The organism is Methanosarcina sp. UBA289 (genome assembly GCA_002496565.1).
Classification (GTDB): Archaea; Halobacteriota; Methanosarcinia; order Methanosarcinales; family Methanosarcinaceae; genus Methanosarcina.
On the sequence record DAKJ01000018.1, the window covers coordinates 737,205 to 755,930 of the forward strand.

An 18,726-nucleotide genomic window follows, 5' to 3' on the forward strand; every position below is an offset into this window, starting at 1 on the left:
GAAAACAACTATCGGCGCCAGTAAATTTTTCTTCATATTTATTCTTTTGGCTTTTCCAACTTGCAGACCATGGTTCCGACTCCGCAGTCAGTAAAAAGTTCAAGAAGCATGGAATGAGAAATACTTCCATTTATTATATGGGCTCTCTCGACCCCGTTTTTAACTGCGACTGCTGCGCCTTTGAGTTTTGGTATCATACCTCCCTTTATAATACCTTCAGCAATCAGAGGATCGATATCATCCAGAGTTACACGGGAGATGCGGCTGTCAGGATCGTTTATATTTTTAAGCAGCCCCGAGACATCGGTCATCAGGATAAGCTTTTTCGCGTGCAAAGCAGCAGCAATGTCGCCTGCCACTATATCGGCATTGATATTCAGGGCATTACCCTTCGCATCCACAGCAATAGGAGAGATGACAGGAATGTACCCGTTATTAAGCACTATATGGAGAATATTAGGATTAATTACTTCACTCTCGCCAACCCAGCCAATATCAACTTCAGTCTCAACACCATTAACTACTACTTTCTTTGCAGCCTGTTTATGACCAAGGATCATTCTTCCATCGTGGCCGGTAAGCCCAATGCCTTTTCCTCCGCAAACCCCGATAAGAGACACGATTTTGGTATTTATATTCCCGACAAGCACCATCCTGGCAATTTCCATCGTCTCGTCGTCCGTAATACGTAAGCCCTGGAAAAACTCAGCTTTTTTGCCCATCCGCTCCATTTTTTCCGTAATCTCAGGCCCGCCCCCATGTACAATAACAGGTTTAATTCCCACATAGCGCAGGAGCACAATATCTTTTATAATATCTTCCATGATCTGGGCACTAACCATTGCATTTCCGCCCACTTTGATAACCATGATTGAGTCATAGAACTCCTGCATATAAGGCAGGGCTTCAATGAGCACGTTCTCTCTCTTCAGTTCCATGATGTAGGAATCAGAAAATCTGTTTTTAAACTTATCGTTAAAGGTTCTGGTGAAAGCGAGAAGGCGCATGTAAGAATAAAGACAAAATTATTAATTTCAAGGAAATGTTAGAAATAAGTCAGCCCGGATAGTATTAAAAATTAAAGACTAGTCCAGGCTAATTCTGTATCTAGATATTGAAGAAAAAGAAAGAACCCTATTTTCAGGGTATGTGAGAAACATTAATTTATCAGGTTTACTCGAGCTTTTCTATTTTTTCTTTCTTGACAAAGGGCTTGCTGATTTTCTCAGGCATCCAGTCAGGCCTATTTTTGGGGGCTTCGACCAGTTCCTTCCATGCCTTGAAAACGTGCACCTTCTTTGTCCCGCGTTCTCTGAGGCGGATAATATCCGGTTTGGCTTTAGTCCCGGTGCCCCGGTTTGCAGCTTTCAGGGCAGCCTGCCGAGGCTGTTTCCCAGTGAAAACACCGTGCTCATTGCCTTCTTCGTCTCGTAAAACAAAATTTCTTGTGTTGGACATAAAGGTCACCTCGCAAATGAATTGCTAGACACTGATTAAGTTTTAAAGTATATAAAATCTTTCTTCAGGATGTTGCCTATGGATATTGGTTTATGTAAAATTAGCCTCAATTTGCAAAAGGTATATAAACTAAATTTTTTTCATATTATTGCAAAGTAGGAAATATTTAAATAATTATACTTTGTTAGAAATGGAGTTCAAAATAAGTTTCAGGAAATGGATTTTGGGTAATCTTGAAACTTAAGCTTTATTGTACTTTTGGAAAAAGACCCTAGAAAGCACAAACTTTACATGCTATAACACTACTTATGATCATTATATTTTTCCAAATGGAATAAAATTGCGTATTATCAAATTCATTTTACAAAATTAAACATTTATCTTTTCATGGATCTGGTTAATTATGGAACAGTGTACTTTCAACCTCCCGGACGTCCAGGCCAGCAAACCAAGCATAGCTATAAACCTTACCCGTGTAGGGGTAACAAATGTAAAAAAACTCGTTGAAATCAAGAGAAAAGACAAACGTCCTATCGTACTGATTTCAACTTTTGACGTTTTTGTTGACCTGCCATCCGATCGGAAGGGAGCAAATCTCTCAAGGAACTTTGAAGCTGTAGATGAAGTACTGGAAAAAATACTCAGCATGCCCGTATATGAAATTGAGCAGCTTTGCAGTGATATCGCACATAACTTGCTTGGTAGGCATGAATATGCCAACCAGGCCGAAGTTAGGATGACAAGCGAATATATGATCAGGCGTGCTTCCCCAGCTACTGGAATTAAATGCCAGGAAGTCGTAAACATTTTTGCGGAAGCATCGGCTGTAAGGGGACAGGGCAACGATGATTATTTTGATGTAAAGAAGTTAATAGGTGCTGAAGTTGTAGGAATGACAGCTTGCCCCTGCGCTCAGGAAATTATGCGAGATAAAGCTGCAAATGAGCTTTCCGAGCTTGGAGTTGATAGGGATACGATTATAAAATTCCTGGAGAGGGTCCCTATGGCTACTCATAACCAGCGGGGAAGAGGCATTATCTCAATCAAGGTCGCACATGATTTCGATGTTTCCCTTGAAAATATCATCAACATTATTGATACTTCTATGAGTTCAAGCGTGTATGAAGTCTTGAAACGCTCAGACGAAAAGGTCGTTGTGGAAACTGCACATACGAACCCGAAATTTGTGGAAGACTGTGTAAGAACTATGGCAGACAATATAGTAAAAGAGTTCCCGAACCTTCCTGATAATGCAGTAATCACCATCAAGCAAACCAATGAGGAAAGCATTCACAGGCACAATGCCTATGCAGAAAGAGTTGCTCTGATGGGAGATCTCAGAAAAGAAATTAATCAATGCTAAAGAAAAAGAAGAGTACGAATAGACTAGTTCTATATTTTTTGAACCCTGGAAGTCTCTGAAAAAGCTCTGCTCCGCAGAGACTTCCAAAAAGGTTAATCAAAACAATTTCTACACAGTTTTGATACAACTTTTTAAAAAGTGCTATGGAGGCTCCCAGGGCTTAACCCACATAAACTTTATTAGAGGGCCTGGACAACCTATAAGTAGTAAAATTACAGGAAGGGACTTTTGCAGGGCCTGAAATGCAGCGTCCTGGAAGCCTTTGAGGTGAGAGCATGGCTGATGCTGAAGTAATCACAGCAGTAGGGCGAAATAAAAAACCCATCAAAGCGGGAGATGCCGTAAAATACGTAAACAGTGATACGGTCAGCCGCGTAACTGAGATTAAAAAAGACGAGCAGGGAAAGGTATGGGTTTTGCTTGAAAATACAGATCTTTGGTACAGGGAAGAAACTCTGGAGCCAACTGACATTAAAGTAAAAGAAAAGAAAGAAGAAAGGGAATTCACTACCGAAGAACTGAAAGAAAGATTTAGAAAAGAAAGAGAAACAATGCAAGCCTTCGACCTCGGAAAAGCAGGAGGGGGAGGAGCAGGAGGTTAATTCCTCTTGCTGCATTTTAAAATTTTCTCTTTTAATATTTCGAGTTTTTTGCATATTAAATATTTTCAGTATTTCCGATTTTTCAGTATCATTTATCCTGCAATTTTATCCTCTGTGCAAGAATACATTTCCCACCATGCTTGCCGCCAAGGGGGTTTTGCGGTGAGCCTAGAGAATTCATGCATCGAGCCATTACGGCTGCGCCTCTGGCAAGTCCATCATCCACGAAGACTACTCTCTCATCAATTTTTGGAGCAAGATTCAGCTCCTCCAGACGTTTCAGGATCAACTTAGGTTTGTTCCCAGTAATCCCTGCCCTGCCAGTGATTCCTATAGTTGTATCCTCAAAAACAAGCCTGGATTCTTTTGCAACCTTGACCAACCTGCAAACCACGTCTGCCATAACCTCATCAATGACAGCATAAACAACCTGAAGTCCATGAGTCTTACAGATTTCCATGCCTATCGCACTAAGCTTGCCCATATCGGAACCGTTTACTCCTACATCGCACCCTATAAGTGTTACGCCGATCTGCTCAGCTGCATCAGGACTTACAGGCACGCTTCCATATCTCGTTCTATCTCTTGGAACTTTTTCGATAATAATCAGTTCCTGAATACGCTTTGCATACGCCTCAATCGCCTTACCCTTCATCTTTAAAGTAAGGAAAGAAGGCGGTTTCTCTTTTTCAAAAACCTCAAGGGCAGTTCCTACTTTAGAGTCCACAATCTTTGAACCCCGGATAATTGCGTCAGGAATCGCCCCGGCATAGCCGCAGAAGTTGCCCACTGTTTTTGCATATGGTTGGTCTGAATTTGTGATCCTGCCATCAAGAGTTGTACCGAAGTCAATTGATATACAGGGATTCCTGAAATCAACATCTGTAAGTTTAGCTGCCTCCTTAATTCCTGCAGTTGCAAGCTCCCCTTCCATCTCGTTTGCAACGATCTCAACGCCTGTAGAACCTATAGGAGGCAATACTCCGGCTACAGCCCCATCAAAGATTACCTTTTCAAGTTTACTGTACTTTTGGAACTTTTTGGAGATATTTAAAATGGACATTGGTGGTGTCATATTTTTTGGGGGAACTCCTGCCATCAGGCATCCATCTGCCAGAGCCTTAATAAATTCGCCCACTTCTTCAGGGGAGTCGAAACCTGCAACAACACCAGTGGAACGAACTACGAAGTCCAGATCGGTTTTTATATCCAGATTTGCTTCTGCCATTGATTCGGTCAGGGTGCCACGTACCAGTTCTGCAACGGATTCACGAGTAAGTTCCACACCTGTGAGAGTCTTCCCGAATACGACTTCTCCGGGTTTGGGGGGACGGACATCTCTGGTCATCCGCACAACCTTATTTATAATATGAGTCCTTCCGGTATCCATATTAGTAGCTGTAAGAATACATTTGGTTGTAGTGTTTCCAACCTCTACGGAAGCTACAATAAAGAAAGGTTTTGATTTAAGGTCAATCAAACGAACTTGAGGGGATTCTGTAATTCTTGGTTTCAGAGCCATTTTTAATTCCTTCCTAAAAACCTGTACATAAACTCGATTTAGTACAAATCATCATGTGAACTTAATCTGAAAACAATATAGACTCAGTTTGAAGATTATTCAAACCTAATTAAAGTCAGTCAGGATAAAACTTATGATTTTAATATTAGAAAGCCAGTATTTGAATTCAGATTAATCGGGAAAAGTAGTACTTCTCCAACTTTATAAAAAGATCAACAGGGGTAGATTGTTAAAGGTTTAAAGAAGGTATTCATTAAAACCTATAATAACTTTTGCTAAGTACTGTAAATTAGTAATTATTACATCGGGAGCGTGAAGGGTCACGAATACCCTATCCTTCAGGTTGGGATTGAAGTAAATCATTTCTCTTTTTGTTTTCGTTTAAATATCTGTATCGTCACTTCTTTGTAAAATAAAGTTTCTTGGGACTCTGATTACATAGTTGGGAATGAAACTCTATTTTGCTGAAACTTTATACACAAATATTAAATTATTTCTCAGACTCCTGCTAGAGAACCATTTGTTCCTGTTATCTTTACTATATGTTACTAAAATCAGTATTCTACACTACCAATCCATAACTTAGATCTCAAAAGTGTCCACTAAAGCTTAAATGAAGTAGATAATCTAAGCAATTCCAGAAATCACTTTTGTAATTTCTAAACTAGTTTTTATTGAGTCTCACCTTATCTATAAACATTGTCTGACAAATTCCTCTGGCATTAAAGTGCGTTTTACGGTTTCTTCAATTGATAATCCTTTACTTAAGAACCTTTTAACTACGCTTTCCATGGGTTCACCAACCTCAACAATGTGCATATCAGGATCGTAAAATCTGACGACCCGCTGTCCCCATGGCTGCTCTTTTAATTCGTGCACATATTTGATGGAATCCATATCTTTCAGTTTTTGAAGGAAACTATCTAAATCATTTTCTTCAAAATACAGTTCAGAATTATTTGATTTTTGAACAATATTATTCTCGTTTACGTTAATTAGATCTGAAAAATGTGATTTCAAGTGTATAGCGAAACCGCCTTCAAATGACACGTTCTCACCGAAATCGCACTGTACCTTTTGATTAAGGACGTTTTCATAAAAGCTTCTAGAAGCCTCGATATTATTAACAACAATAAGTGGACATATAAATCTCATTTTATTATCTCCTTTTGTAAATAATATGTTCTCTTCTGGGGTTTCTCCTATACTGGGTTCTCTTTTGTTGTACTCTTTCCGAATATGTTCTCTTCTAGTCTATTCTCCTTCACTCCAAAAATTACTCTGGCAATTATAAATTATTTTATACATTATTAATTATAGCCTAACAGGTTGAAAGTATTTTTGATAAAGTATCAGGTAAAATGCCAGACAAGGTTGAAATTTCAGATACAAAAAGAAAAATAATATTATAGAATTAAAAAGAAATGAATTAAAAAGAAATATTGTATAAATTAAAAACTTCAATTAAGTCGCCAGAACACACCTCAGTAAAAATATGAAAATTAAAAGTTACTCACAAAGCAAGTAACTGCACTAATCCTGAATCTAGACCAGACCCTTAAATACTTACCTAAAGGATTTATTTTTAAAATATTTACCTTAAGAATATTTATCTTCTCCTATATTCCCTGCATTTTTCCACGAATTTTTTTACTGGAAAGGTAGCAGGATGAGAGTGCATATAGCCTGCCAAGGTGTTGTGCTCGATAAGGCCGTCAAATCCGTCTTGTATACCTTTTCCGCGCAGCATTTCGTATGCAAATTTTGCATCGCGATCGCATTCTGTGAGAGAGTAGTGGAATTCGTGGCCCCTGATATTGTGAGAAGAGAAGTTTTTATCCAGAGGGTGGGCTTCAGTATACCCAAGGGCTTTAAGCCGATTTGTCATGCGTGTATTTGCAGGCACGACATCTGCGAGTTTATAAGTCCTGTTCTCTATCTCATATGTGCCGCAGAGATAAAGAAGGCCACCGCATTCGGCATAGATGGGCAAACCATCAGCTGCAAGACCCTTAAGCTTCCGGGTTGTTTCTGATTTCTCAAGGGTTTCTGCGTAAAGTTCAGGGTAGCCGCCTCCGAGATAAATACCATCCGCATCCGGAATCTCTCCTGCCATTGGGCTGAAAAATTCGACTTCAGCTCCGCAATCTCTGAAGGCGTCGAACATATCCGGGTAATAGAAACAAAAAGCTGGGTCCATGGCAATTCCAATCCTGAGATCTGCTTCAGGTCTCTGGATATTTATGATCTCTGGAACCGAACAGGGCTCGGCAAGTTCAAGTATTGCGTCAAGGTCAACGTTTTCCTCAATGAAAGCTGCCATTTCCTCAGTATTGTAGTCCTTTTCATGAGCCATATAAAGCCCGAGATGTCTGGAAGGAACCTCGATATCCTTCTTTCTCGGGATCGTACCTACAATAGGAATGTTGCCCGGAAGCGAGTTTCTTATGAGTTCCACATGCCTTGGACTTCCTACCTGATTCAGGATAATGCCTGCAACCCTGACTTCAGGATCGAATTCAGAATACCCCTTAAGGAGGGCTGCTGTACTTCTGGACATACCGTGCACATTGATTACCAGGATTACTGGTATGTCAAGGGTTTTTGCAACATGTGCGGAACTTGCGATTTCTGTAGAGTCAATTCCGTCAAAGAGTCCCATAACTCCTTCGACTACAACAATATCTGCATCGGTTGCTGTCCGGGCTACCGTCTGCCCGACTCCGTCCGTGCCCATTATATATGTGTCAAGATTCCTTGAGGGGCGCCCGCAAATTGCAGTGTGATGCGAAGGATCGATATAGTCAGGCCCTACCTTGTAAGGCTGAACTTTTAGCTGTCTGTGTTTAAGAGCAGCCATGATACCCATGGAAACTGTCGTTTTTCCGACCCCGCTGTGGGTTCCTGCAATAAGTATTCCTTTTGTCATCTGCTGGATATTGTTGCCGTTAAAATATATTAAAGCTATTAATCCGGCTGCTTAAGCACTTAGCGACTGTTTTTAAGAAGAATCATACAAACTCGGAATAAGTTTTGCTAAGTCACTTGAGTAAGCATGACTAATTTATGCCTAATAATTACTTTTTTGAAAAATATGGAAATTTTGGTATTTGCAGCCGTGCACATTAATCTTAAGTAAAAGATTATACTACTCCTGAGGAAAGGACAGCTAGAGTATCAGGAAAATATCGAGGAGGGAGACTTCTGCTTTATAAGCAGAATGAAATATTTATATAGTTAGATAATTTGTTTATATAATTAATTTTAGTTATATAATTAATTCCTGTTTCTGGTAATCATATATTCATATATCATTACTAGTACAAATTGAATTCATATCACTACAAGCATCCAATTCGTATCAGTATACTTATTCAGTCAATGTACACTCAATCAACTCAAAATCATTAGTACATTCAGGTCCTTTGTCAGAAGTGCCAATTCAGTTGAAGTAAGGGTTAGTATGGAGATATTTCCAGTATGAGATATTTTTGTCCCACTTACCCTCAAGTGACAAAAAAGTCCAGGGCCTGAAAATAGTAAAAGTTGCATGCTAAAATTTAAAATGGGAGTTTAACTAGCCATGAAGCAGAAAAACCCGGAAAGAACTCCTGACGTTGCAGAAGAAAATCCAAAACAAACCCTTGAGGATCCTTACGGACGAAAGGTAACAGGACTCAGGATATCAATAACTGATAAGTGTAACCTTTCATGCATGTACTGTCATAATGAAGGTGCAGAGTGTTGTACTTGCGGCCCTGAAGGAAAAGAAATGAAACCAGAGCTAATCTGTGGAATTGTAAGGGAAGCTGCAAAATTCGGGGTCAATAAAGTAAAATTCTCAGGAGGGGAACCTCTTTTTCGGAAGGATTTCGAAGAAATCCTTAAATGCCTTCCTCCATTAAAAGAAGTCTCTGCAACCACTAATGGCATCCTGCTTGAAAAACGTGCAAAATCCCTTAAAGCTGCGGGCCTGGACAGGGTAAACGTAAGCCTTGATTCCCTTGTTCCTGAAAAATATGAAGCAATTACCGGAGCGCCCCCTGGCTCTCTTGAGAAGGTTATCAGGGGTATTAATAGTGCAGTTGAAGCCGGACTTACCCCTGCGAAACTGAATATGGTACTCCTGAAAGGCATAAACGACGACGAAATTGATTCTATGATGGAGTTTGTCCGGCCTTATAAAGGAATGGTTATCCTGCAACTCATCGAACTTATGAATATTGACCCCAGGCTGTCGAAGTATACGATTGATTCGAAAGCTCTTGAAAAAAGTCTGGCTGAGAGGGCAAGCGAAATAAAGGTACGTCACTTACACCACCGAAAAAAATACAATATTAATGGGGTGGAGGTTGAGTTCGTTCGTCCCATGGATAACTCAGAATTCTGTGCCCATTGCAGCAGGCTCAGGGTCACAGCAGATGGGAAGTTCAAGCCCTGCCTGCTGGTAAACAACAATCTTGTGGACGTCAGGGAAGCAAAAAGTTCCGAAGAGATCGAAGATTTGCTCAAGCTTGCAGTAAGCCGGAGGAAACCATATTGTGTTCCTGTGAGTGTCCTTGAGAAAGGGAAAAAGGATTGAAGAGAAAAAATAGATGCATAAGTTAAAACAATCAATAATTTGAAAAACAGAAGCATAAGCATAAGTTGATACGATAATGAGGAGGGAGAAAATGAAGATAGAACTTTTAGTAGACGGGAGAAAAATCCCGATGAATGATTTTGTCCAGAAAATCGTAGTGAATGTCATTAAAGCAATGGTAGAAACGTTGCATACTATAGATAGTGGATGGAAGGAGATTTCAATTCATATCGAAAAAGGCGAAGAAAAAGAATAAAAAGAGCAAACAAGTTTTCGGGATAAAAGAAAGAGCTTGAGTTTTCCGGGGCCTAGATTTTCTTTTCCAGAAAGATTCACAACTCAATCATAACTCAGATTAATTTTGTAACTTGAGGACATTTAGAGATACTTTTCAATTTCCGAAAACTCTATTCTGGCAGTTGAGTCCAGGGAAATCGGGGTTATTGAGATGTGTCCTTTCTGCATGATGGCGTGCACATCTGTCCCTTCTTCTTCTTCCCTGATCAGATCGCCTGCAATCCAGTAATAGGGCCTGCCCCTTGGATCACGCCTTTCCTCGACATCTGTTTTAAAGATTTTTCGTGCAAGGCGAGTTATCTCTATAGGAGTATCTTCGTCAGCGTGGTAGGGAATATTAATATTCAGAAGATCCACGTTTTCCGGCATGCCATACTTTAGAACGTTTCGAGCAACTCTGTTTACTACTTTTATCCCGACTTCAAAACGCTCTCTATGGTAGTTCCTGGGGTCATCGAATTTCTGTCCTTCATCAAGAACCTGCATGGAAGCGGCAATTGCAGGCACACCGTAGCTTGCAGCTTCAAGAGCTCCTCCGATTGTCCCTGAGGTAGTGATTGTATCCGTGCTGATATTCTCTCCTATGTTAAAGCCGGAAAGCACCAGGTCAGGCATTTCCTTAAGGATCGTAAAGATGCCCAGAATAACAGCATCCGTAGGAGTTCCTCCCACAGAATAAGCAGGTATACCTCCGGCATTCGTTTTCGTGATTCGAAGGGGCTCAAAGATAGAAATCGAACGCCCGACTCCGCTCTGCTGGACAGCAGGAGCAGAAATCGTAACTTCTCCCAGGTCCGAAACACTATCAAAAGCTGCTTTCAAACCTGTAGAATAAACACCATCATCGTTGGTAACAAGAATTTTTGGAGCCATGAGTTTTCCCATAAGTTGCCGAATAATTTAAAATTAATGGAAAGACTAGGAATTTTTGTACGCTATAATATAACAATTCCATTATATTATATGTATGGAAATGAATAATTAAAATAAAAAATATAGATTTAAGAAATCATGCTCTAAATTTTCGAGTTTCATGTTACTCTTCTTCATCATAACTGTATATATTACTACAAAAGAAATTTCGTCAAGAGATTTCATCGAGATTCATGGTTAATATTAATAAATAAAGTACAATAAAAATAAAACAGCGTGCGAAAAAGGTTGATAAATAAGATGACAAAAAAGAAAGAAACAATGTCATAAAAAGGAAAGTTAATTTAGGGGCTGTTTTTGGCATTTACCGAACCCCATTTTTTGATTGAAGAGAGTTTCCTTTAAAATCGTATCTGGAGAGGAAATTATTAGTCTCCATTACTCTTCCAAACCATATTGCTGGTTCAGAAGTACTATTAGTCCAAAGACTATATTAAAGGGTTCTTTATGACCTGATATTAATTCCTTAACCGATGATGACATTTTGAAACGGTGAGGTATCAAATAAGGGCACTGAGTAAGTCATCATATATTTGGATGTAGCTGGATGATTAATACTATTCTCTTTCTTTCAGGATATGTCTCATGCAACTAAGAAGCAAACTGAATAATCCAAATTTAGGAAAGTGCTGCACTTTCACATTTTTTGGCTTCAGGTTGGTTTCTTTGTAGCATAAATCCCGATTATTTTAAACACTGGTAATCTTCTTCCTAGTTTTAGCTAATCACTGCCACCTCTAAACCGGGACCTCCCCAATTTTGACCCGGAAACTGTTTTTTAGTGGCAAGTAGTTTTTCTTATCTGAAAGGAATGAGTTTACCCGTGCAGAGGAGTTAAGATTCAAACTCCGAACATGGTTTTTATGGTGTACACATAGAGGTGGTGAACACCTATGGCAAACAGCATCACTCTTACAACCAGAAACTCCAGATTATGGAGCCAGTGAGTCGTTTCTATAAGCTTTTCCGAATGTAAAATTCTTTGCTCCTTCACGGATCTTGTGATCACTTTTAAACTCTTTAACATCATTTTATCAAAACCCCACTCATAATGTATCTATCTGGTATTGTCAAAGCATTTCCTGTTAGAAAGTGCTCTGAATACGTACCCTATAAAATCCAACGAGATCTCAAACAGGCGCTTTATGTTCGAAAGTGCCTTGCATAGCATACACTATCCGACGTTATCTCAAGGAGGCATCTTCATATCGAAAATGCATTATTTACCCCACCGACTCTAGCTTTAGAAGCTTGTTATATTAAAGGTTGTTGACCCTGTATGAGAGAATTCCATATGAGCACATAAATAATATTCAGACGCCCTCATTAACTTTTTAGTCGATGAGAAGGAGATAAAGCCTGAGCATTAATTACGAGAAAGATCAAATTGTAAATTCAAACTAGATTATATAATCCAAAAGACGAGAAAAGAAGGTAATAAAAAGTGTTCCTAAGTTAATTTCCTGTGCCCTGCAAGACAGGATAAAATGAAAAATCCCGAAAAAAAGAAAAAGAACGCAGTTGTACTTTTAGATCTGAAGCAAATTTCATCCGGTTTTTACAGCTCTATTTTATTTCTCTTTTTAGCTTTCAGAAAACCACGACTCAACCTTTTAATAATCGATTACAATCACATTTATAAACCCAAAATCTCCTTAACCTGCCTCAGAGCAGTGCAAATTTAATATAATGATACCGTTATCCATCTATTATTTCCTATAAATCAAAATTTACAATTATCTGATATCCCCCAATCAATTTCACGAGGATTTATAATATGGACAAATACGAGAAGGTATTCGAGCTGGCTAAACGCCGGGGGTTCTTGTGGAACTCTTTTGAGCTGTATGGCGGAAGCCGCGGATTTTATGATTATGGACCTCTTGGGAGCACGTTGAAGAGACGGATTGAGCAGACCTGGAGAGAATTTTATGTTATCCAAGAAGGATTTATGGAGATTGAGTGCCCGACAATCGGGATTGAGGAAGTGTTTATCGCGTCCGGGCACGTTGGAGGCTTTTCTGACCCCTTGTGCGAGTGCATGAACTGTAAAGAGGCATTCCGGGCCGATCACCTTGTAGAAGACATAATGGAAGCTGCAGGGACCCTGAGTGCAGAAGACCTCACTAAAGTTATAAAGGAAAATGGAATCCGATGTCCTGAATGCGGTGGAGAATTCGGGGAAGCCTACGAATTTAACCTGATGTTCAAAACCACGATCGGGCCAGGCACTGGAAGGCAGGGGTATCTCAGGCCGGAAACGGCGCAGGGTATGTTTGTGGACTTCCAGAGGCTGTCTCGCTTCTATAGGGACAAGCTGCCTTTTGGAGCCGTGCAGATCGGTAAATCCTACAGGAACGAGATCGCGCCCAGACAGGGAGTTATCCGGCTCAGAGAATTTACACAGGCAGAATGTGAAATTTTCGTTGATCCGCGGAACAAAAAGCATCCCAACTTCGAGCGTTTTGCAGACAGGGAACTTGTACTTTATTCGCAGGAGGCCCAGCAGAAAGGCGAATCCTTCAGGATGACTGTGCGCGAAGCTGTAGACGCTGGAGTCATTGCACACGAAGTCCTGGGCTACAACATTGCACTTACCAACGAATTCCTGACAAAGGTTGGTATCGATCCTTCAAAACTCAGGTTCAGGCAGCACTTGAAAGATGAGATGGCGCATTACGCAATCGACTGCTGGGATGCCGAGATCGAGACTGATCGGTTTGGCTGGGTAGAGATTGTAGGAATTGCTGACCGGACGGATTATGACCTTAAAGCCCATGCAAGAGTCAGCAAGACCGAGCTTTACGTATATGTAGAATACGACGAGCCGAAAATGGTGACTCGCTTTGTTGTAAAGCCGAATATGGGCAAGCTCGGCCCTATCTTTAAGGGCAAGGCAAAAGCTGTCGCAGATGCCTTAAAACAGCTTTCCGAAGAAGAGCTCTCAAAGGATGATATCAAAGTTACCGTGGATGGGGAAGAGTTGACAGTCAGTTCGGATGCAGTAGACTTTGCGGAAGAGACTGTTAAAGTCAGTGGAGAGAATGTCATCCCTCATGTAATCGAGCCTTCCTACGGAATCGACAGGATCTTCTATGGTATCATGGAGCATGCCTATGAAGAAGAAAATGTGGCTCAGAAAGCTGCGGAATCCGGGCTTAAAGGCACAGAAGAAGCTGGAAAAGATGAAGGTGAGGCTGAAGGAGAAGAGGAAGCCAGGCTTGTTATGCATTTATCAAGCGCAGTTGCCCCGATACAGGTTGCAGTTCTCCCACTCCTGACCCGTAAAGAGCTTGCAGATCCTGCAAAGGATATCATTATAAGACTCAGGGAAAAGGCCCTGCTTGTCCACTACGACGATTCCGGGACTATCGGGCGCCGCTACAGGAGAAACGACGAAATCGGAACGCCTTACTGTGTTACTGTAGATTACGATACACTCGAAGACGGGACTGTAACTATTAGGGACAGGGACTCCATGCGCCAGATTCGGGCTCCGGTCAAAGGGATCGAAAACGTGCTCTATGAACTTATTTACAGAGGTAGGGCTTTCGAATCTGCAGGCAAGCCATTTAACTTCTAAAGTTAAGTAACGAAAATTCCTTAGCTGTTGGCTAAAAAGCCTGCAGCAAAGTTTTTAGTTTTTTATGTTTACTACGATTAAATTAAAACTCTGAAACAAAATAACATCGGATAAATTAATCTGAGATAAATTAATCAGATTAATCAGATCTGAATTAATTAATCTGAAATAAACTATCCTGAAGCAGAATGAACGAGAGTCTTTTTCCTGATAAACCGGGGTTCATGAAGCACCCGCTGATAAAACCCGATACAGTTGAGCAGAGGCTATATCAGTTGAATCTCGCAGGAAAAGCCCTCGAAGGCTCAAGCCTTGTTGTGCTTCCTACAGGGCTTGGAAAAACAATTATAGCTCTTTTTGTGATTGTTTCCAGGCTTCAGCGTTTCGGGGGAAAAGCCCTGATTCTTTCCCCAACAAAGCCTCTTGTAGAGCAACATGCGGCTTTTTTCAAAAATGTTATGGCTCTTCCTGAAGAAGAGGTTCTGGCTTTTACGGGCAGCATTGCGCCTGTAGAGCGAGAAAAGCTCTGGGCTCAGGGAAAATTGATAGTTTCCACCCCTCAGGTGATTGAAAACGATCTTCTTACAAAAAGAATCAGTCTTGAGGATGTAACCCACATAACCTTTGATGAAGCCCACAGAGCAGTCGGAAATTATGCTTATACCTTTATTGCGGAAAAGTACTTTGAGAGCGCAAAAAATCCCCATGTACTCGGAATTACTGCAAGCCCGGGCAGTTCGGACGAGAAAATATCTGAAGTTTGCCAAGCTCTACACGTTGAAAATGTCTCAGTAAAAACTGAAAAGGACAGAGATGTCCGCCCTTATGTGCAGGAAAAAGAGATAGAATGGTTTCAAGTCCAGCTTCCTTCAGAAATGGCTGAAATCCGGGGCTATCTGGAAAAAATCTTTGAGGATCGGCTTGGAAACATAAGAGAGCTGGGTTTTTCGCCAGGCAGCGGGAAATATGTCTCCAAAAAAGATCTCTTGCTTCTCCAGAAGAAATTGCAGGGAGAAATTCGGGTAGGAGGCGACCCTGCGGTTTTTACTGCCATGTCTATGCTTGCCGAAATGGTAAAGGTGAACCATGCTGTGGAAATGGTTGAGACCCAGGGGCTTGAACCTCTTAGGAAGTATCTGGAGAAGCTTGATGCCGAAGCCTCTTCAAGCAGTGCAAGCAAGGCTTCAAGAAGATTGATGGACGATCTCTATATGAGAAAAGCCCTTTACAGGGCAAAGGAATGTGAGGTTGAACATCCTAAACTCGAGCTTGCACGGAGAATCGTATCCGAACAGTTAAAAGGAAGTCCGGAATCCAGAGTAATTGTTTTTACGAATTACAGGGACACAGCAGAGATAGTGGTAAATGCCCTTTCAACCGTTCCAGGAATTGTCCCTACCCGTTTTGTAGGGCAGGCTTCGCGCCGTAAGGACAAAGGGCTTACACAAAAACAACAGGTGGAAGTTCTCGATAAATTTAGGGCAGGAGAATATAACGTACTTGTAGCTACCTCAGTTGCTGAAGAGGGGCTTGATATCCCTTCCACAGACCTGGTATTATTCTACGAACCCATTCCCTCGGAAATTCGGAGCATCCAGCGTAAAGGCAGGACCGGTAGGCAGCATAAAGGTAGAGTCGTTATACTAGTGACAAAGGGTACGCGCGACGAAGCCTATTACTGGAGCAGCAAGAACAAGGAAAAAAGGATGCTAAATAGCATGCAAGGGCTTGAAGCTCTTCTGGGACCCAAAGACTCAAAACAGAGTTTGAAACTTTCTGATTTTGAATCCGAAGCTTCCATTCCGAATTACGTAGAGAATGAAGCTGAGAATGATGTAGAAATAAAGAATAGAGCAGAAAATGCCAACATAATGCATCAAAACCAAGGCTCAATGCAGAGAACCAGTGATTTGACTGTAGACAGCAGGAATAAGACCACAGAAGGCATGGACACGGCTGCAAGCTCAGACTGCGACAGGGCTAATGAAGAAATTGAAGGAAAAAGCAGAGAAGAAAACTTAAAAGAAAGACAAAAAACCTTTGTTTATTTTGAAACTCTTTCTGGAAAGAAACCTGAGTCCGCACCTGAAACTGCCGCAGAGGTATCCGAAACAGGAATCAACCCCGAATCCCTGAAAATAGTAGTGGACTTCAGGGAAGCAAAAAGTGGGGTTGCAAATGTTCTCGATAAGCTTGGAGTGGAAGTTATTTTTACCATGCTTGAAATTGGCGATTACGTTGTAAGCGACCGCCTTGCCGTGGAGAGAAAGCGCACGGATGATTTTGTAAATTCTCTTGTTGATGGAAAGCGTAATCTCTTTGCGCAATTATCTGATCTTACAAGAGTATACGAAAAACCTGTTCTTATCATTGAAGGAACAGAACTTTTTACTTCCAGACAAATCAATCCTAATGCTATCTACGGCTCTCTGGTGTCCATTGCGATTGATTTTGGAGTATCACTGCTATATTCAAGAGACGAAGAAGAGACTGCTGCAATTTTAAAAATGCTTGCAAAGCGTGAGCAGATGGAAAATAGACGTGAAGTCAATCCCCACGGGAAAAAGTCAACAAGTACCCTTACTGAGCAGCAGGAATACCTGGTCTCCTCGATTGTAGACATCGGGCCGAAAGCCGCAAGAAACCTTCTTTTGCACTTCGGCTCAGTAGAGGCTATTATGAAAGCTAATATCAAAGAACTCAAGAAGGTAAAATTAATAGGGCAAAAAAGAGCAACAAAGATTAGAGAGCTCATCGAGGCTCCCTATAAAGGATAATTGATGGAAAAAGTAATGAGAAAAGTCAAATTCTTTAGACTTTCCTTTTATTCCCTTCCTTATTTTCATCTATTCTTTACAGATACATTCTTTTGTTTCGTAATTTTTTACCTTCTTTTTCCTCTCTTCCGTTATCTTTTCCTTCTTTTCAACTTTTCTGTCGTTTCCTTTTACTCTAACTTTTATAACTGCCTCAGACGCTCCACAAGCCCAAGACCTTTTCCAATTAATTCTAAATCTTCGGCAATCCTACGCGGATCGGTTTCGTCCTGAAAAGAATCTGCAATATTGACCATCTTTCTAAAGAGAAGGTCTTCCAGTACTTTCTTGTCCCCATGGATTCCAGATACTTTTGATACTGTTGTTGGTTTTTCTGTTCTTCCTGCGGCCTGGATTACAGGAACTGTAGGAGCTCTATGAGCAGCAGAGGTTCTTCTTTTAACTTCTTCTTTTTCGGAAGGCAATACGGGAATCTCTTCTTCTATCGGCTCGAGAGCTTTTTCCTCTTCGTCTGCAGTTTCAGAGTTTTTCAGCCCGAACCTGGATTTTTGCCTGTGTGCCTGGACTCTCTTCTTAGTCTCAAAAGAAGACTTGTCTTTTTCTGTAGACGACTTGGGCTCAGGAGCCTGGACTTCTGCAGCTGGTTCCGAAGTTTCTTTTTCTTCCTGGACATCACATATAGGGCAAATTACTGTACCTTGATAGCGGAATTTTGGGGCCCCGCAAACTTTACAATGTTCAGCAAGCATTGTGCCTCCTAGTTCAAGGAAACGGGCTATTCGCTTTACTTTTTTATCTTTTTCAGAATCCATAGATCTGACCTTCCTTTGTTCACAGCTTCTTATGCATTTGCTTCTCACTTATTTTATAAAATTTTTCCTGTAGCTCGCTATTTTTGGGGCTAATTTATTCAGTGTAGATTCAAAAAATGAGATCAATACAGAATCGTAAGGAGTAGACTCTGAAGCAGGCAACTTTAAAAATCACCGATACTATTTTATATAACAAGCCTGTCTTAGACTAATCTATATTAGCTCTAATTTTTATATATCATAATTGACTGCGAAGGTGATTCGAGTGTCATCAAATGATTCAGCAGAAGTTATAAAACAATGTCTTCAGGTCCTAGAAAGTATAACCAGTGACTCTTCAGTTCCTAGAAATATCAGGCGTTCCGTAAATGAAATTATGGACATACTGAACAACGAATCTGAACCTCTCTTTCTTAGAGCGGCATCAAGCATTTCCATTCTCGAAGATATAAGCAATGATCCTAACCTTCCTCTGCACACAAGAACTTTGATATGGAACCTCTCAAGCCAGCTCGAGACCATTCCTGTAGATGAATAATACAACATAGATTTTTAAAATAAAAAACAGAATTTGCGCGGGAGCACAGGCTGAGAACAGACAAGCCCCAAGAAAACCTCTCTTGAGATGATCCTGTTAAAAAATCCCGAACTCCGACTAATTCTAAAAAAAGAACCGAAAGGTAACAACCTTACTATTCTATTAGCTACCTCTAGCTGATATTGGGATTGTCTCCTGGAAGTTAGAGGATATCGACAAGGAAAAAGCCTTTTTCCTTCTTTTTTACATCTTTTTCCGG

At 40.7% G+C, this 18,726-nt stretch carries 15 protein-coding genes; 7 read left to right on the top strand and 8 right to left on the bottom strand.

All coding sequences use genetic code 11. The features are described from left to right. Window positions 1-38 precede the first annotated feature (38 nt). Both argB and BP549_RS11145 read right to left on the bottom strand, forming a co-directional pair. Window positions 39-938 (bottom strand): acetylglutamate kinase, encoded by a 900-nt coding sequence (gene argB / locus BP549_RS11140; RefSeq protein WP_292376711.1) that lies wholly within the window; start codon window positions 936-938, stop codon window positions 39-41. A gap of 235 nt (window positions 939-1,173) precedes the next feature. Continuing rightward, window positions 1,174-1,458 carry a non-histone chromosomal MC1 family protein gene (locus BP549_RS11145; RefSeq protein ID WP_292376712.1) on the bottom strand — a complete coding sequence of 95 codons (285 nt, stop codon included), beginning with the start codon at window positions 1,456-1,458 and terminating at the stop codon, window positions 1,174-1,176. 403 nt (window positions 1,459-1,861) lie between these two features. On the opposite strand from BP549_RS11145, the gene mptA reads away from it, so the two are divergent. Further along, window positions 1,862-2,821 (top strand): GTP cyclohydrolase MptA, encoded by a 960-nt coding sequence (gene mptA / locus BP549_RS11150; protein WP_292380597.1) that lies wholly within the window; start codon window positions 1,862-1,864, stop codon window positions 2,819-2,821. A gap of 275 nt (window positions 2,822-3,096) precedes the next feature. Continuing rightward, window positions 3,097-3,423: a DUF2098 domain-containing protein gene (locus BP549_RS11155; RefSeq protein WP_292376714.1), complete on the top strand. Its 327-nt coding sequence runs from the start codon at window positions 3,097-3,099 to the stop codon at window positions 3,421-3,423. Between the two features lie 88 nt (window positions 3,424-3,511). On the opposite strand, the gene BP549_RS11160 is transcribed toward BP549_RS11155, so the two are convergent. From BP549_RS11160 to BP549_RS11170, 3 genes are all read right to left on the bottom strand, one after another. Beyond that, window positions 3,512-4,945 (bottom strand): methanogenesis marker 14 protein, encoded by a 1,434-nt coding sequence (locus tag BP549_RS11160; protein ID WP_292380600.1) that lies wholly within the window; start codon window positions 4,943-4,945, stop codon window positions 3,512-3,514. 690 nt (window positions 4,946-5,635) lie between these two features. Then, a complete protein-coding gene (locus tag BP549_RS11165) occupies window positions 5,636-6,100 on the bottom strand; it encodes a glyoxalase/bleomycin resistance/dioxygenase family protein (RefSeq protein WP_292380602.1) in 465 nt (154 codons plus the stop codon). A 454-nt stretch (window positions 6,101-6,554) separates the two neighbouring features. Further along, entirely contained in the window at window positions 6,555-7,874 is a 1,320-nt protein-coding gene (locus tag BP549_RS11170) for a cobyrinate a,c-diamide synthase (RefSeq protein WP_292380604.1), read from the bottom strand. 654 nt (window positions 7,875-8,528) lie between these two features. On the opposite strand from BP549_RS11170, the gene moaA reads away from it, so the two are divergent. Both moaA and BP549_RS11180 read left to right on the top strand, forming a co-directional pair. Then, window positions 8,529-9,527 (top strand): GTP 3',8-cyclase MoaA, encoded by a 999-nt coding sequence (gene moaA / locus BP549_RS11175; protein ID WP_292380606.1) that lies wholly within the window; start codon window positions 8,529-8,531, stop codon window positions 9,525-9,527. 91 nt (window positions 9,528-9,618) lie between these two features. Next, the gene (locus BP549_RS11180) at window positions 9,619-9,783 is read left to right on the top strand and encodes a hypothetical protein (protein ID WP_292380608.1); all 165 of its coding nucleotides are present in this window, start codon (window positions 9,619-9,621) and stop codon (window positions 9,781-9,783) included. A 122-nt stretch (window positions 9,784-9,905) separates the two neighbouring features. On the opposite strand, the gene surE is transcribed toward BP549_RS11180, so the two are convergent. Beyond that, complete coding sequence (gene surE / locus BP549_RS11185; protein ID WP_292380609.1) at window positions 9,906-10,709, bottom strand: 5'/3'-nucleotidase SurE; 804 nt, start codon at window positions 10,707-10,709, stop codon at window positions 9,906-9,908. An 889-nt stretch (window positions 10,710-11,598) separates the two neighbouring features. Further along, a complete protein-coding gene (locus tag BP549_RS11190; RefSeq protein ID WP_292380612.1) occupies window positions 11,599-11,787 on the bottom strand; it encodes a hypothetical protein in 189 nt (62 codons plus the stop codon). Between the two features lie 747 nt (window positions 11,788-12,534). Between BP549_RS11190 and glyS the strand changes: the two genes are divergently transcribed. Further along, complete coding sequence (gene glyS, locus BP549_RS11195) at window positions 12,535-14,340, top strand: glycine--tRNA ligase (RefSeq protein ID WP_292380614.1); 1,806 nt, start codon at window positions 12,535-12,537, stop codon at window positions 14,338-14,340. 188 nt (window positions 14,341-14,528) lie between these two features. Beyond that, a complete protein-coding gene (locus BP549_RS11200) occupies window positions 14,529-17,117 on the top strand; it encodes a DEAD/DEAH box helicase (RefSeq protein ID WP_292380617.1) in 2,589 nt (862 codons plus the stop codon). Window positions 17,118-17,299: 182 nt separating this feature from the next. On the opposite strand, the gene BP549_RS11205 is transcribed toward BP549_RS11200, so the two are convergent. Continuing rightward, window positions 17,300-17,929, bottom strand: coding sequence for an Sjogren's syndrome/scleroderma autoantigen 1 family protein (locus BP549_RS11205; protein WP_292380618.1), 630 nt, complete (start codon window positions 17,927-17,929; stop codon window positions 17,300-17,302). A gap of 256 nt (window positions 17,930-18,185) precedes the next feature. Between BP549_RS11205 and BP549_RS11210 the strand changes: the two genes are divergently transcribed. Then, a complete protein-coding gene (locus BP549_RS11210) occupies window positions 18,186-18,467 on the top strand; it encodes a UPF0147 family protein (protein ID WP_229396491.1) in 282 nt (93 codons plus the stop codon). Window positions 18,468-18,726 lie beyond the last annotated feature (259 nt).